Annotated in this window: 13 protein-coding genes; 5 read left to right on the plus strand and 8 right to left on the minus strand. The window is 70.5% G+C overall.

Annotated features, from left to right (window positions below; translation table 11 throughout):
* Positions 1-19 precede the first annotated feature (19 nt).
* Positions 20-706: an FMN-dependent NADH-azoreductase gene (locus tag ACAM52_RS11185; protein ID WP_307638159.1), complete on the minus strand. Its 687-nt coding sequence runs from the start codon at positions 704-706 to the stop codon at positions 20-22.
* A gap of 134 nt (positions 707-840) precedes the next feature.
* Here ACAM52_RS11185 and gcvA point away from each other — a divergent pair, with 134 nt between their 5' ends.
* Both gcvA and ACAM52_RS11195 read left to right on the plus strand, forming a co-directional pair.
* Positions 841-1,743: a transcriptional regulator GcvA gene (gene gcvA, locus ACAM52_RS11190; RefSeq protein WP_139701572.1), complete on the plus strand. Its 903-nt coding sequence runs from the start codon at positions 841-843 to the stop codon at positions 1,741-1,743.
* A complete protein-coding gene (locus ACAM52_RS11195; protein WP_139701571.1) occupies positions 1,740-2,288 on the plus strand; it encodes a hypothetical protein in 549 nt (182 codons plus the stop codon). Before gcvA ends, ACAM52_RS11195 begins: the two co-directional genes overlap by 4 nt.
* Before the next feature lie 2 nt (positions 2,289-2,290).
* Here ACAM52_RS11195 and ACAM52_RS11200 read toward each other — a convergent pair whose 3' ends face one another.
* Complete coding sequence (locus ACAM52_RS11200) at positions 2,291-6,787, minus strand: Mur ligase family protein (RefSeq protein ID WP_369647023.1); 4,497 nt, start codon at positions 6,785-6,787, stop codon at positions 2,291-2,293.
* An 83-nt stretch (positions 6,788-6,870) separates the two neighbouring features.
* Between ACAM52_RS11200 and ACAM52_RS11205 the strand changes: the two genes are divergently transcribed.
* Positions 6,871-7,512 (plus strand): ATP-binding cassette domain-containing protein, encoded by a 642-nt coding sequence (locus ACAM52_RS11205; protein ID WP_369647024.1) that lies wholly within the window; start codon positions 6,871-6,873, stop codon positions 7,510-7,512.
* On the opposite strand, the gene ACAM52_RS11210 is transcribed toward ACAM52_RS11205, so the two are convergent.
* Positions 7,513-8,040, minus strand: coding sequence for an N-acetyltransferase family protein (locus ACAM52_RS11210; RefSeq protein WP_369647025.1), 528 nt, complete (start codon positions 8,038-8,040; stop codon positions 7,513-7,515).
* A 27-nt stretch (positions 8,041-8,067) separates the two neighbouring features.
* Complete coding sequence (locus tag ACAM52_RS11215) at positions 8,068-9,048, minus strand: GlxA family transcriptional regulator (RefSeq protein ID WP_369647026.1); 981 nt, start codon at positions 9,046-9,048, stop codon at positions 8,068-8,070.
* Between the two features lie 156 nt (positions 9,049-9,204).
* On the opposite strand from ACAM52_RS11215, the gene ACAM52_RS11220 reads away from it, so the two are divergent.
* Positions 9,205-10,044, plus strand: a complete 840-nt coding sequence (locus tag ACAM52_RS11220; protein ID WP_369647027.1) for a dienelactone hydrolase family protein — start codon at positions 9,205-9,207, stop codon at positions 10,042-10,044.
* Here ACAM52_RS11220 and ACAM52_RS11225 read toward each other — a convergent pair.
* Complete coding sequence (locus ACAM52_RS11225) at positions 10,008-11,204, minus strand: MFS transporter (RefSeq protein WP_369647028.1); 1,197 nt, start codon at positions 11,202-11,204, stop codon at positions 10,008-10,010. The genes ACAM52_RS11220 and ACAM52_RS11225 overlap by 37 nt on opposite strands.
* Positions 11,205-11,294: 90 nt before the next feature.
* On the opposite strand from ACAM52_RS11225, the gene ACAM52_RS11230 reads away from it, so the two are divergent.
* The gene (locus ACAM52_RS11230; protein WP_095948546.1) at positions 11,295-12,257 is read left to right on the plus strand and encodes a LysR substrate-binding domain-containing protein; all 963 of its coding nucleotides are present in this window, start codon (positions 11,295-11,297) and stop codon (positions 12,255-12,257) included.
* On the opposite strand, the gene ACAM52_RS11235 is transcribed toward ACAM52_RS11230, so the two are convergent.
* From ACAM52_RS11235 to ACAM52_RS11245, 3 genes are all read right to left on the minus strand, one after another.
* Entirely contained in the window at positions 12,206-12,970 is a 765-nt protein-coding gene (locus ACAM52_RS11235; protein WP_159276970.1) for a fumarylacetoacetate hydrolase family protein, read from the minus strand. The two genes, ACAM52_RS11230 and ACAM52_RS11235, sit on opposite strands and share 52 nt — an antisense overlap.
* A 302-nt stretch (positions 12,971-13,272) precedes the next feature.
* The gene (locus tag ACAM52_RS11240; protein WP_070060655.1) at positions 13,273-14,250 is read right to left on the minus strand and encodes a tripartite tricarboxylate transporter substrate binding protein; all 978 of its coding nucleotides are present in this window, start codon (positions 14,248-14,250) and stop codon (positions 13,273-13,275) included.
* A 130-nt stretch (positions 14,251-14,380) separates the two neighbouring features.
* Positions 14,381-15,625: an alanine--glyoxylate aminotransferase family protein gene (locus ACAM52_RS11245; RefSeq protein ID WP_369647029.1), complete on the minus strand. Its 1,245-nt coding sequence runs from the start codon at positions 15,623-15,625 to the stop codon at positions 14,381-14,383.
* Positions 15,626-15,627 lie beyond the last annotated feature (2 nt).

Here is a 15,627-nt window from a genome sequence, read left to right on the forward strand (position 1 = left end):
GGCCCCTCGCGGGCCGCCTTCAGCCGGCCTGCACCTTCGCCTGCAGGTCGCGCACCAATTGCTCGATGCCCGACAACGCCTCGGCCATCGACCGTTCCAGCAGGTCGCCCCGGTCTTCCGCATGCTCGACCGCGATGTCGTGCACCTCGCGCAGCCCGACCAGGCCCAGCGCGGCCTTCACGCCCGGCACCAGGAAATTCAGATGCGCCTGCATGCCGCCGGGCCCGAAGCCGCTGCTGCCGTGCGCGGTGAGCAGCACCGTGCGGCGCGGGCGCTCGGCCAGCAGCGGCACATAGGGGTCGTCCAGGCTCGGGTCCATGTCGAAGGTCTCGCCGACGCGCACGATGTTGTCGATCCATGCCTTCACGGTGGCCGGGGCGCTGTAGTTGTACATGGGCGTGCCCATGACGATCACGTCGGCACGGCGCAGCTCGGCAATGAAGGTGTCGCTCTCGGCCAGCACCTCGTGCATCCAGGGCTCGCGCGCTTCGGCGGGCGTGTAGGCGCTGTGGATCCAGTCGCCGGTGACCGCCTGCGGCGGCGCGATGCCGAAGTCGCGGTAGATCACCTCGTCCTGTGGACGGGCCGCCTGCCAGGTGCTGACGAAATGGTGGCTCAGGCGCCGCGAATGCGAGCCGTGGACGACGGCGCCCGAACGGCCGGAACGGGGGCTGGCATCGATGTGGAGCAGGGTGGTGGTGGTCATGGCGTGGTCCTCGGTTGGATGAAGGGAATTCAGCTGTCTGCTTGACACGGTTCCCAATCTATCGAAGCATCCTTGGCCGGACAAACGACGAATTTTTCTCACTGCAGAAAATTCAATTCATCTATCAGCACGCCATGGCCCTTCTGCATTCCCTGCCTCCGCTGGCCTCGCTGCGCGCCTTCGAGGCCGCCGCACGCCATTGCAGCGCCAAGCTCGCGGCGAACGAGCTGTCGGTCACGCCCACGGCCATCAGCCACCAGGTGCGCCAGCTCGAGGAGTCGCTGGGCGTGGCGCTGTTCGTGCGCCAGCCGCGCCAGCTCGTGCTGACGCCGCAGGGCCGCGAGCTGCAGGCGGTGCTGAGCGATTCATTCGCTGCCATGGCCCAGGCCGTGGCACGCCTGCGTGCGCCGCCCGAGCGCAGCGCCATCACGCTGTCGACCACGCCCGCCGTGGCCGCGCGCTGGCTGCTGCCGCGCGTGGGGGCGCTGCGCGCGGCGCACCCCCGGCTCGACCTGCGCATCCACGCCTCGCACGACGCGGTGCCGCTGGACGGCCTCACGGCCGACGTCGCCATCCGCTACGGCAAGGGCCAGTGGCCGGGCCTGGTGGCTGAGAAGCTGTTCGACACCGTCTTCGCACCGGCCTGCAGCCCCGCGCTCAAGCTGCGCCGCCCGGCCGACCTCGTGAAGCACACGCTGCTGCATTTCGCGGTGCCGAACAGCAAGACCCAGCCCGGCACCTGGGCCGCGTGGCAGCAGGTGGCCCAGGTGCCCGGCCTGGACGTGACGGCCGGCCCCGTGTTCTCCGACGAAACCCACACCGTCTCGGCCGCGCTGCAGGGGCAAGGCGTGGCGCTGATGGGCCTGGCGCTCATCGCGGACGAACTGCGCGCGGGCAACCTGGTGCAGCCTTTCGGACCGGTGTTGCAAGGGTCGCCGTTCTACCTCGTGTGCCCGCAGGCGCGGCGCGACGATCCGAACGTGGCGGCGGTGTTCGAGTGGGTGAAGGGGTTGCAGCCGTTGGGCACGGCGACATGAAATTCCCTTTCCTGCTGCCGCTGGCCGCCGTGACATTGCTGTCGATGGCCGGATGCGCCACGACGCCGAAAGATGCCGCGTCGGTGGTCGAGGGCTATCGCCGCTTTCTGGTGGACACCGAAACCCCGTTTCCAGAACGGACCCGGCGGCTGGGGTTGGAACTCGAGGGCGACATGGCGTCGTTGACGCACCGCTTCGCGCGCCTGAAGCCTTTACCGGGGAATGCTATCGGCTTCGCGTCGGTGTCGGTCTTGTACGGTTCACCGCCTCACTATCGAACGAAGATGCTGGCGGAGTTCGACACGTCCGTGGTCTGCATCACGCGCGACGATCTGGCGGCGCTGGGCAAGGTCGGCGAGAACCCTGGGGACATCATGGTCATGCACGAAATCCGCGATGGACGGATGACCTTGATGCCAACGCGGGTGGGGCCGGGCTATCTGTTCCTGACCACGGCGCCCGAGTCGACCGTGGTTCGTTTGGCGTTCGCTCAGGCCTGTCTGCATCGGATGGAACACGAGGTTCGCCTGACGCTGCGGCGCTGATTTCACTGCAGCCCAGGCGCCGCCGGCGTCTCGAACCCACGCTGCAACAGCAACGCCGACAATCGCGCACAGGTCTGGCGATCCGGCGCACCGAGCACGACCGACACCAGCCGGCGCTGGTCGCGCTGCGCGGTGGCGATCAGGTGCGCGCCCAGGCCCGGGAGCGAGCCGGTCTTCAGGCCGTCCACGCCGGGCACGCGGCCCAGCAGCAGGTTGGTGCTCGGGGCTTCGGCGGACACGCCGTCGAGCCGGTCCTTGCCGGCCATTTCGAGCAGCGCCGGAAAGTCGTGCAGCACATGGCGCGCCATCGTGAGCATGTCGACCGCGGTGGTGCGCGCCGTGCGCACCAGGCCGGCGGGGCAGGCGAAGTGCGTGTCGTGCATGCCCCAGGCCTGCGCCTGGCGGTTCATCGCCGCGACGAAGCTGTCGAAGTCGCCGCTGTGCCACGACGCCAGCGTGAGCGCCGCCTTGTTGGACGACACGACCAGCGCCGCTTCGAGCAGGCGATGCACGGGCAGCGGCGGCGCATCGGCTGCATACAGCGCGGCCGACGGATCGTCGCGCGCGGGTACGGGGTCGACGGGCACCTGCACGGCTTCGGCGTGGCGGTCGAGCCGGTCGTCGCGCAGCTTCTGCTCGACCAGCGCGGCGGTGACCAGCTTCGACAGCGAGGCGGGCACAAAGCTGTGTTCTGAAGGCTGATGCGTCAGCAGCCGGTCGTGCGTGAGGTCGTACAGCACCCAGCTCGGCGTGGGCTGCGCGCTCTCCGCCGGCGAACCGGTGCGCCGGATCACGACGGCGGGCGGCTGGGGCATGGGGGGAAGCACGGGCGGTTTCGGCATTGCTGCCGCAGCCGCCGCCGCTGCTGCCACGCGTTCGCGCGCGAGGCGTGCCTGTCGTTGCTGCTCCTTTTCCTTTTCTTCTTCCTGCAGCTCGGTCATGTTGCGGATGATCTGCCACAGCCCCGTGCCGTTGGAGCTCTTGAAGAGCACGGTGTCGTCGGTGGCGACCTGTTCGAGCAGCACGCGTTCGAGCGCCTCCAGCGTGTCGAAGGCCTGCACCGTGGCCCCCTGCGGCAAGGCAGCGGCGAGGCGCTCGTGCAGCCGCGTCATGCACTCGCCCAGCAGGAACACGCGCGCCGGGTGGCACTGGACGATGGGCTCGACGAGCGCATCGTGGTGGCGCTGCGTGTCGTCGCCCAGCTCCTTCATGTCACCGAGCACGAGCAGCTTGCGGCCTTGTTCGTCGGGCTGCTCGGCCAGCGAGGCCAGCGCCGCCGTCATCGACAGCGGGTTGGCGTTGTACGACTCGTCGATGACGCGAAAGCGTCTGTGGTCGAGCGTGAACGACAGCTCCTGGCCGCGCCCCTTCACGGCGGCGAACGAGGCCAGCTGCTCGGGCACGCGGCCGCTGTCGAGCGACAGCGCATGCGCCACGGCGAAGCACACGAGGCTGTTGACGGCCATGTGGCGACCCTTGGCGCCGAGCGTGTATTCGAAGCGCTGGCCGTCGCGGTGGGGGCGGCTGGCGCGCACGTGGCCGGTGGCCGGGTCGTGCGCGTCGAGCCGGAAGTCGGCCGATGCGGCGCTTCCGTAGGTCAGCACGCGCAGCTCGCGCTGCTGCGCACGCTCCACGAGGTAGTCGAAGTGGTCGGTGTCGGTGCAGATCACGGCCCAGGCGCCGGGCTGCATGCCTTCGAAGATGTTGGCCTTGCGCCGTGCGACGTCCATCACGGTCTCGCCTTCGCCCAGATGCGAGGCCGTGATGTTCGTGAGCACGGCCAGGTCGGGCCGCACGCGCTTGATGTTCTGGTAGTCGACCGCGTTGATCGCGCTCACGGCCACCTCCAGGATCACCAGGTCGGTCTGCGCGGGCGTGTTGGCCAGCATCGACAGCATGCCCACGCGCGAGTTGTAGTTGTCGATGGTCGCGAAGCGGGTGTGCGTGGGCGCGAAGGCGTGGTCGAGCATGTGGCACACCGAGGTCTTGCCCGCGCTGCCCGTGATGCCGATGACCTTGCCCTGCAGCCGCTCGCGCGCGGCAATGCCCAGCTCGACCAATGCCTGGATCGGGTCGTCGACCAGCAGCACCGGGAAGTCGGGCGCCAGGCCCGGCACGGGCTTGCGCAGCACCGCGCCGGCCAGCGTGGGCTGCATGCGCGCGACCGACTCCGACCAGTCCCAGTTGCGCTCGCCCTCGTTGTCGCCGAAGCGCTCGTGGGTCGCCAGGGTCCAGTAGTCGGAGGCGACGAACATCGTGGGCGGCGGCACCAGCGGCGTGTGGCCTTCGCCGCGCGTGAGCGAGCGAATGAACCAGCCCGGCGGCGGGGGCACGTGCCATGTGCCGCCCGTCACGGCTTCGATCTGCGCGGCGTTCCAGGTCTGGCGCGGCTCGCCCGGCGGGTCGGGCGGCAGCGACGCGGGCGTGACGACGCGGTAGCGCGGCACCGCCGGGTAGCGCCACATCGGCGCCGGCGAGGCCTTGCCTTCCTGCACGACGAAGTCGAAGAAGCGCGGCATGCGCAGGCGCTCGATGCGCTGGCCGGGGCCGATCAGGCCGGCTTCCATCTGCATGTCGACGTCGTACAGCCGCGTGGCCAGCGGCGGGCGCAGCACGTGGACGTCGCGGTAGACCTTGCCCGGCGTCCACCGGCTGACGGGATGGCGGCCCTGGCAGGGCGCGTGGCCGGTCGACAGGCCCCAGGCCGGCGCGGTGACGCAGGTGGCGGGGCGCGTGCCGATGTCCAGGCGCCAGTCGGTGTCGACGGGCGCGTCGGCCTGCCACCAGGTCTCGACGGTGAGCGGGCCGGGGCCGGTCATCTCGCGCGGGCGCACGCGCGCGCCGAGCAGGCGCAGCGGGCCGAGCGTGAGCGGGTGGGTGAAGCGGACGTCGCGCGGCACGGCATCGAGCACCGCGTCGGCCAGCGGCTGCCGCGCGGCGGTGCGCACGGCCTCGGCCAGGGCCTCGTCGCGCAACGGCGCGCCGGCCGGCGACTGCATCAGCTTCAGGCAGGCCATGGCGTCTGCAAGCGCCTGCGCCGTGTCGCCGAAGAAGCTGCCTTCGGAGGCCGCCGGCTGCGCGAAGAACATCGCGCGCTCGGGCCCCGTGTGGCTGTCGGCGAGGCGCTGCATGCTGTGCAGCAGCGCGCGGTGCAGTGCGGCGCGATCGAGCCCGTCGAGCAGCGGCTGCTGGGCGGGGTTGGCGTCGAGCCGCGCGACCAGTTCGGCACCGGCCGCCAGCTGGGCCGGCAGGGCCGCCACGGCGGTGGTCTGTGCGAGCGCGAAGTCGAGCGACGCGTGGAGGTTCTGCAGGCCGAACTGGAAGTGGCGCGGCTCGGGCCGGTAGCGCGCGAACGCGCTGGTGGCGCGGCACAGCGCGTGGTCTTGCGCGTTGGCGTAGCTCGCGGCGACGAAGTGCTCGAAGGCCTTTTCGACGGCGCCGAACCAGCGGCGGTTGCCGGTCAGCGCGTACAGGCGCAGCAATGCGACGATGGCCTGGTCGTCCTCGCGCGCATCGCCGGGCGCTTCGGCCTTCTCCGCCATCGACGGGTGGTGCAGCGTGTGGGCAAAGCGGCCGGAGATCGGGTCCTGCATGTGCAGCACGGTGCGCGCGAGCTGGTCGAGCAGGGGCAGGTAGCGCCGGTCGCGGCTGAGCTCGGTGTAGCGCACCAGTGCGCCGATGCAGGCGGCGTTGGCGCCCAGCGAGGTGTCGCTGCTGCCGGGCTCCACGAGGCAGGCGACGTGCGTGCCGTTGGGCAGCGCGGCTGGCCGGATCAGCGTGCGCGTCAGCCGCGCGAGCGCGCGGTGGATCGCGGCCTGCCGGGTTTCGGCCTGTGCCGGGTCCCAGGCGTCCAGCAGCGCGCGCACGGCGTGCGCGTGGTCGGCGGCGCGGGGGGCGTCGGCATCGGGCGTGCTCGGTGCGAGCGTGCCGTCCGCTTGCACGCGGGCGGCGAGATGGTCGGCGCCGGCCGCGACGAGGCGGCGCAGCAAGGCCACGTCGATGGGCTGCGGCTCGCGATGGCCGTCGGCGGCGAGGACGTGCACGCCGCTGGCGTCCACGTGCACTGCGCGGGTCTGGAAGGCCCACACGGTGGTGTCGTCGTCGGTGGGAGCGTTGAGGAGGCGGCGGCGCTGGCTGTCGACCTGCGGGGCGAGCAGGGCGGACTCGCATCGCGCGTCGAAGGCCAGGCCTTCGGCGGCGGGGACGCCCAGGCTGTCCTTGAACGCGGCCCAGCGCAGCGGACGCAGGCGGCGGACCCAGTCGACGCGCAGGTCACGCGGCACGCCCGTGGCCTGCGCTTCGAGCGCCTGCGCGCCTTGCGCCCAGGCGGTCTCGAGGTCCTTGCCGCGTCCGGACAGCACCCGTGCCTGCGTCGTGCCGTCGCTCCAGGCGAAGAAGACGAGGCAGTCCTCGAGGCCTTCGGCGGCGTGCGTTTCGTCGGGGGTCGATGCGGCGTGCAGGCCCTGCCAGGCGCTGCCCAGAAGATCGGAGAGACTCACGGCGTTGTGTCCTGTCCTGCCCGACTCGCGGCGGGTGCGGTTACAAATGGCGTTCAGTCTAGCGTTACAGATACAAATTCCGCATGAGGCTTTCCATAGCTCCCTCTCTCCTCGAGATCCAGAACCTGCGCTTCGCGTACCCCGACCAGCCGGCGCTGGCCGATGGCTGGTCCACCGCCATCGGCGAGGGCGTCACGCTGCTGTACGGCGACACCGGCAGCGGCAAGTCGACCTTGCTGCGCGTGCTGGCGGGGCAGCAGCCCGCGTCGGCCGGACAACTGCGTGCGGCCGGCGTGGCGCTCGACGCCGAACCCGCGGCCTACCGGCGCCAGGTCTTCTTCTGCGAGCCGGCATCGGAAGCCTTCGATGCGCTCAGCGTGCAGGCCTGCACGGCCTTGCTGGGCGAGGGCGATGCGGGGTTCGACAAGGCCGAGTGGCAGCGCCTCGTCGAGGCCTTCTCTCTCGTGCCGCACCTGGAAAAGCAGATGTTCATGCTGTCGACCGGCTCGCGCCGCAAGGTCGGGCTGGCCGCCGCGCTCGCATCGGGGCGGCCCGTGGTGCTGCTGGACGACCCGGTGGGCGCGCTCGATGCGCGTTCGATCCACGGCCTGTGGCAGGCGATCGAACGGCGCGTTGCGCAGCCGGGGCGGGCGGTGGTCGTGGCGAGCAGCGAGCGCGTCACGGAGGTGCCGCTGGCCGCCTGCATCGAGCTGCCGCTGGGTTGATCAGCGGCGCGGCGTCGCCATCACGTGGTTGTCGTGCGGCTTTCCGCCGAGCATGAACTGCGTGAGCCCCATCGCAGTCAGCCCCTGTTTTTCGTAGAACGCGACGGCGCGCGGGTTCTTCGCGTACACCGCGAGCCACAGGCCGTCGCTGCCCGTGCGTGCGTGCGCGGCGCTGCGGGCTTCGCGCAGCAGCATCGACCCGACGCCGCTGCGCTGGAAAGGTGACTGCACGTAGAGCGTGCGCAGCTCGGTGTCGCAGCCCGGCACCAGCGGCTGCGCGGCACCGAACTGCAGCAGTGCATAGCCCACGAGCTGGTCGCCGACCTGCGCCACGCGCAGCGCAACCTGAGGCGATTCCGACCACGCGGCGAACGCGGCCGGCGTGAAGGTCGAGAGCACGTAGCGCCCGAGCACGTCGTTCACGCCGTCGGTGGCGTAGGTGTCGAGCCAGACCTGGATCGCGAGCGCGGCAAGCGTGTGCGCGTCGGCTGCGGTGGCGGGGCGAAGGGTGACAGGCGGACGGTTCATGGTGCGGCGCATTCTGCGGCAAACGCCTCACACCGCCTGCAGCGCCGACCGGAACCGGCTCGGCGGCGCACCGGCCGACTTGCGCATCAGCCGCCGCAGCGCCGTGGCGTCTTCGTAGCCGACCTGCACCGCGACCTGCTCGATGGTCATGCGGCTGCTTTCGATGAGCATGCGTGCGCGGTTCAGCCGCACGCTCTGCACCAGCGCCAGCGCCCCCAGGCCGGTGGCGGCGCGCACGCGCCGGGCCAGCGTGCGCTGCGACATCGCGAACTCTTCGGCCAGCGCGGCCACGCTGGGCGGCGTGGGCAGCGCGGCCTCGATGCGCCGCGTGAGCCGCGCGACCAGCTCGTTGCCGTTGGACAGCATCGAGGGCACGACGAACGGGGCCTGCGCCTGGCGACCGTCGATCAGCAGCACCTTGCTCACGGCCTCGGCCAGCGCGGGGCCGAAGCGCGTGCGCAGCAGGTGCAGCATGAGGTCCGACTGCGCAAAGGCCGCGCCCGCAGTGCTCACCGGCCCGTCGGCGCAGACCATGCGGTCGGCATCGACGTGGCAGGCCGGTTCGAGGCGGCGCAACTCGGGCGCCAGCCACCACGAGGTGGTGACGCGGCGCTGCGACAGCAGGCCGGCCGCCTGCAGCAGGAACACGGCCGAGCACGAGGCGGCGACCGCGCCGCCGCGCGCGGCATGGCGCCGCACCGCGTCGATGGCGGCGCGGGCGTGGTCGTCGGTCAGGCGCAGTGCGAGGTCGGCCGGCTTGTCGACACCGAGGCCGGGCACGATCCAGGTCGAGCCGTCGGCGCGCGCGCGGCGGGGCATGGCGAGGGTGCCGATCTGCAGGCCGTTGCTCAGCGGCACGCTGCCGCCATCGGGCGACACCACGCGCCAGGTGGGGCGGGGCATCTGGTGGCGCGGCGCGAGCGTGGCGGCTGCCGCCAGCACGTCGAGCGTGACGGCGGTGCTGGTGGCGAAGCTGCCCGGAAGAACGAGAACGGTGAAATCGTGCATGGCAGAAAACGCCCGATAGGCGTCTGAATGGACACTGGCAGTCTAGTGCGTGCTCGGGTGCAATGGGCATCGTCGCAACACCGAAAGTGCCTTCGTGTCCCACATCCTTGCCCTTGCGCCTCACGGCACCCACCTGCACGCCCGGGAGGCCTTGCCATGACCGACCCGCTCGACGACTTCACCCGCCGCGAGATCACGCTCGACGGCGCCACCAAGGCGGTCTACGTCGCCGGCTCCGGCCCGGCCGTGATCGTGATGACCGAGATGCCGGGCATCAGCCCGCACGTGGCGCGTTTCGCCCGCTGGGTGCGCGATGCCGGCTTCACGGTCTACATGCCGTCGATGTTCGGCCGCGACGGTGCGGTGCCGGATGCGGAGGAGGGCAAGGCCGTGTTCCAGCGCGCCTGCGTGAGCGCCGAGTTCCGCGCCTTCGCGGGCAACGCCTCGAGCCCGGTGACGCAGTGGCTGCGCGCGCTCGCGCGGCTGGCGCATGCGGAGTGCGGCGGGCCGGGCGTGGGCGCGATCGGCATGTGCTTCACCGGCAACTTCGCGCTCACCATGATGCTGGAGCCGGCGGTGCTGGCGCCCGTGCTGTCGCAGCCGTCGCTGCCGCTGGATAACCCCGGCGGCATCGAGATCTCGCAGGAAGAGATCGCCCAGGTGCGCCAGCGCCTGGAGCGCGACGACCTGACCGTGATGGCCTACCGCTTCGAGGGCGACCGCTTCTGCCGGGCCCAGCGTTTCGCGGCCTATGCCGACGCGCTGGGCGATCGCTTCGTGGCCCGCGTGCTGCCCGACAGCGCGGCCAACACGCGCGACCTGCCGTCGTTCTTCTCGCAGGTGGTGGCCAGCCCGCACAGCGTGGTGACGGCGCACCTGATCGACGAGGCCGGCCAGCCGACCATTGCGGCGCGCGACGAGATCCTTTCGTTCTTCGCGCGCCGCCTTGGGGTGCAGGATCAGGCCCGTGCCGAGGCGCCGTCGGCCGGCAGCTGACCGGTCTTCTGTGCGCGGCGGTCGAGCGCGCGGCTCCACAGCGCGATCGCCAGGCCCACGAGCGTGAGCAGCGCGGCGACCCAGCCCAGCGCACGCAGCCCCGGGCCGTGGTCGATGGTCACGCCGCCGACCCAGGCGCCCAGCGCGTTGCCGAGGTTGAAGGCCGCGATGTTCAGGCTCGAGGCGAGGTTCTGGCCCGCGCCCGAAGCCTTTTCCAACACGCGCAGCTGCATCGGCGCCACGGTGGCGAACGAGGCCACGCCGAGCAGGCCGACGAACACCACGGCGGTGAACGGCGTGCCGATGGTGAACTGCATCGCGCCGAGCACCACGGCCAGCGCCACCAGCGTGCCGAGCACGGCGGCCATCGGCGCGCGGTCGGCCAGCTTGCCGCCCAGGATGTTGCCGACGGCCAGGCCGCCGCCGAACACCAGCAGGATCGGCGACACGGCCGATTCCGACAGGCCGGTGACCTGCGTCAGCAGCGGCTGGATGTAGGTGTAGACCGCGAACACGCCGGCAAAGCCGAGCACCGTCATTGCCAGGCCCAGCAGCACCTGCGGGCGGGCGAGCACGGCCAGCTCTTCGCGCAGCGGAGCCGGCTTGGCCTCGCCCTTCATGCGGGGCACGAAGGCCGCGAGCACCACGAAGGCCAGCACGCCGATCAGCGTCACCGCCCAGAAGGTCGAGCGCCAACCCAACTGCAGGCCCAGCCATGCGCCGGCCGGCACGCCCAGCAGCGTGGCGGCGGTGAGGCCGGTGAACATGATCGCGATGGCCGAGGCGCGGCGCTCGGGCGCCACGAGGCCGGTGGCGACCACCGAGCCGACGCCGAAGAAGGTGCCGTGCGCCAGCGAGGTGATGACGCGCGCGGTCATCAGCATTTCGTAGTTGGGCGCGAGCGCACAGGCGAGGTTGCCGAGCGTGAAGATCGCCATCAGCGCGAGCAGCACGGTCTTGCGCGGTAGCTTGCGGGTGGCGATGGTGAGCACGGGCGCACCGACCGCGACCCCGAGCGCGTAGCCCGAGATCAGCAGGCCGGCGGCCGTGATGGAGACGTGGAGGTCCGTCGACACCTGCATGAGCAGGCCCATGATGACGAATTCGGTGGTGCCTATTCCGAAGGCACCGGCGGTGAGGGCAAGAAGAGCGATGGGCATGATGCCTGTACTGTGCGGACGATCGGCCTCGATGACTAGAATGCCGCCAGTACATGCACTTGTGAATTCAAGTCACAGTAAAGGAAGGCCATGCCGCGCATCGACGTCAACCGCTCCGGTGAAATGGAGGCCTTCGTTCAGGTGGTGGAGGCGGGCGGTTTCTCGGCGGCGGCGCGGCTGCTGGACATGACGCCCTCGGCCGTCAGCAAGCTGGTGGCGCGGCTCGAGTTGCGCCTGGGCATCCAGCTGGTGCACCGCTCCACGCGCAAGCTGCAGCTCACGCCCGAGGGGCTGCATTTCTACGAGCGCAGCACGCGCGTGCTGGCCGACATGGACGAGGCCGAGCGTTGTGCCGCGGCTGGTGCGGCGCCGCGCGGGCGCGTGAGCATCAACGCAAGCGTGTCCTTCGGTCATCACAAGCTGGTGCCGCTGGTGCCGCGCCTGCTCGAGATGCATCCGCAGATCACGCTCGACATTGCGCTGACCGACCGCATCGTCGACCTGATGGACGAGCGTGCCGACATTGCGATCCGCTGGGGCCAGTTGCCGTCGTCCGACCTGGTGGCGCGGCGCCTGGGCGAAACCAGCCAAGCCATCGTGGCCGCGCCGGACTACCTGGCGAAGTACGGCACGCCGCGCACGCCGCAGGAGCTGGAGGCGCACAACCGGCTGGGCTGGAGCTACCGGCGCAACACGCCCGACTGGCCGTTGCGTGTCGATGGCCGCATGGTGATGTTGCCGGTGGCGGGGCCGGTGCGTGCGGGCGACGGCGAGACGCTGCGGCAGCTGGCGATCGCGGGGGCGGGTGTGGCGCGCTTGTCGCTGTATCACATCCAGCACGACATCGATGCCGGCCGGCTGGTGCCGCTGCTCGAGGAGTTCAACCCGGGCGAGATCGAGCCGATCCACGCGGTGTACATCGGCAAGGCCGGCACGCTGCCCGCGCGGGTGCGGGCGGTGCTCGACTTCTTGGTGGCGTGCTCGGGCGTGGGCGGCGGGCGTTACACGCTCAAGCGCACGGCGCCGATGCCGGGGAATTCGGCCGTCACCTGATCGCCGCGGCGGCAGGGCAGCACGCCGACCCACGAGCCGGTGGTGACGACCGTGCCGGCGGGCACGGTCTGGCCGTGGCGCGTGAGGTGGCGCAGCCAGATGGGCAGCAGCCAGGCCGGATCGGCCAGCGGATGCGTGCCTTCGCGCACCACCGTTTCTGCGTCGCCGATCTTCGTTTCGCAGCGCTGCGAGGCCCAGTCGACGGCGGCGTACGGTTGCCAGTCGCCGAGTACGAGTGCGCCGTGGACTTGCGAATCGGCCAGGCGCAGCAGGGCGGGCGTGGCGGCCAGGTCTTGCCAACGCGCATCGACGATTTCGACGGAGACGGCCATGGCGTCGATGAGGGCAGCCGAGTTGTCGTGATCGAGTGCGGCGGCTTGGGCGGGTGTGACGTCCTGGCCGAGCCTTAGTGCAATCTCTGCTTCGATGCCGGGGGTGTGAAATGTGAGGTCGCTGAAGTTGGCGGGACTCTGGCGCACGCCGGACGGGGGCAGCGGAGCGTGTGTGAGCGTGGCGCTGCGGGAGCCGCCGCCGGACTTCCATGTCTTCGGGACACCGTCGAACCAGCCGAGGGCTGCGGCTACCGCGTCTTGCACTTCATACGCTTGAGGTGCGTCTGGCAGGGCGTCGGTCCACGGGGTTGCGTCGAGCGTGCGGTTGGCTTGGCGTGCGGCGATGAGGGCTTCGGTGAGGGCTTTTTGGTCGGGCGTCATTTTTGGATCTTCTCAGTTTCTTTTGGGGGTCGTTTGTTCAGGGCGCGTGTCCAGGCCACCGGGTACTTCCCTCCGCGAATGTCCCCCGCCTTCGGCTCCTCCTTGATTTCGCTGCGGGAAGCACCCAGTGTCCTGGGCACGCTGGGCGCTGTCGTTGTGCTGGCCCGATCAACGACCGCACTGGAGACGCTCACGTCGATGGGGTGCCTTGCGCAGCGAAATTAAGGGGGAGGGCGAAGCCCGGAGGACATTCGCGGAGCAAGGTACCCCGTCGGCGGGAGCGTCGCCCTGAAAGAAAGCCCTCAGGTCTCAACCTGCACCTTGCCGTCCTTCACCACCTTCGCCCACTTGGCGATCTCCGTGCTGATGAACTGCTTGAACTTGTCCTGCGAACCACCGCCGTCTTCCGCGCCGTAGGTGTCGAGCCGTTCCTGCACATCGGGCATCGCGAGCACGGTGTTGACGTCGCGGTTCACTTTCTGCGCGATGGCCGGGGGCAGCTTGCCGGGGCCGGCCAGGCCGTACCAGGTGGTCGCTTCGAAACCTGCAAAGCCTTGCTCCTGCATCGTCGGCACGTTCGGATGGCCCTTGGCACGCTTGGTGCGCGTTTGCGCGACAGCGAGCACACGGCCGTTCTTCACATGCGGCGTGGCGGCGGTCATGGTCTCGAAGCTGTACTGGATCTGCCCGCCCATCAGGTCGGCCAGCAGCGGGCCGCTGCCCTTGTACGGCACGTGCAGCGCATCGACGCCGCCCTGCAGCTTGAACATCTCCAGCGCCAGGTGCTGGGCCGAGCCCGCGCCGGCGGAGCCGAAGCTCACGGTGCCGGGCGCGGCCTTGCAGGCGGCGACGATGTCTTTCACGCTGAGGGCCTTCTGGCCCGGGTTGGCGATGAGCAGGTTGGGCGTGACGCCCACGAGCACGATCGGCACGAAGTCGCGCTCCACGTTGTAGCGCAGCTTGGGCTGCAGGCTGGGCGCGAGCGCGTGGCTGTTGATGTGGGCCATGAGCAGGGTGCTGCCGTCGCTGGGCTGCTGCGCCACGTAGTCGGCCGCGAGCACGCCGGCGACGCCGGCCTTGTTCTCGACGATGACCTGCTGGCCCCACATCGTCGTGAGCTTCTGCGCGACCACGCGCGCGAGCGCGTCGGTGCCGCCGCCGGGTGGAAAGCCCACCACGATGCGCACGGGGCCCGTGGGCCACTCCTGCGCGAACAGCCGGGGCACGCCCAGCGTGGCGGCCGCGCCGGCGGCGGCCTGGATCAGGGAACGTCTTTGCATCTTCTTTGTCTCCGTCGGTTGGGGAATCCGATGCGTGCCGGGAGCCGCTTGCGCGGGCCCGGCAGGGTGGTGGACCGCCGCATCGTTCGAGCGATGCGCTGCGGCCCGTGTGGGTTGGCGTGCGCCGGGTTCAGGCTGCTTTTTGCAGGGCGACCGGTGCGGCCTGGTGGCTCGCGAAATAGTCCATCGCCGCCTGCACGCCGCTGCCCGCCAGCTTGATGCCGCTGAGCTTCATGCCCATCTCGACACCCGCGACCATGGCCACGAGCGTGAGGTCGTTGCTGTCGCCCAGGTGGCCCATGCGGAACATGCGGCCCTTGAGCTTGCCGAGACCCGTGCCCAGCGAGAGGTCGAAACGCTGGTGGATGAGGCGGCGCACGGCGTCGGCATCGACGCCCTCGGGCGTGATCACGCCCGTGAGCACGGGCGAGTACACGGACGGGTCGGCGCACTGGATCGGCAGGCCCCAGGTGTTGACCGCGGCGCGCACGCCGGCGGCCCAGCGCTGGTGGCGCGCGAACACGTTGTCCAGGCCTTCGCCCAGGATCATGTCCAGCGATTCCGAGAGGCCGTAGAGCAGGTTGGTGTTCGGCGTGTAGGGCCAGTAGCCGTCCTTGTTCATCTCGACGATCTCGTCCCAGGCCCAGAAGGCCTTGGGCAGCTTGGCGGTCTTCGAGACTTCGAGGGCACGCGGCGACAGCGCGTTGAAGCTGATGCCGGGCGGCAGCATCAGGCCCTTCTGCGAGCCGCTCACGCAGACGTCGACACCCCATTCGTCATGGCGGTAGTCGGCGCTGGCCAGGCCCGAGATGCTGTCGACCATGAGCAGCGCGGGGTGGCCCGCCGCGTCGATGGCCTTGCGCACCGACGCGATGTCGGAGGTGACGCCGGTGGAGGTCTCGTTGTGCACCACGCACACGGCCTTGATCTTCTTCTCGGTGTCCTTGCGCAGGCGCGCCTCGATGAGCTCGGCCTGCACGCCGCGGCGCCAGCTGGGCGCATTCGGCAGGTGGGCGTCGGTGCCTGTGTAGGCCAGGAACTCGGTCGACAGGCCCAGGCGCGTGGCCATCTTCTGCCACAGCGATGCGAAGTGACCGGTCTCGTACATGAGCACGTGGTCGCCGGGGCTGAGCGTGTTGGCGAGCGCGGCTTCCCATGCACCAGTGCCCGACGCGGGATAGATCGCGACCGGGTGCTTCGTCTTGAAGATTTCCTTGATGCCGCCGAGCACCTTCAGGCCCAGCGTGCCGAACTCGGGTCCGCGGTGGTCGATGGTGGGCAGGCTCATGGCCCGCAGGATGCGGTCGGGCACCGGGCTGGGGCCGGGAATCTGGAGGAAGTGACGGCCGGTGGGGTGGATGTCGAGTTGCAGCATGG

The organism is Variovorax sp. V118 (genome assembly GCF_041154445.1).
Taxonomy (GTDB): Bacteria; Pseudomonadota; Gammaproteobacteria; order Burkholderiales; family Burkholderiaceae_C; genus Variovorax; species Variovorax boronicumulans.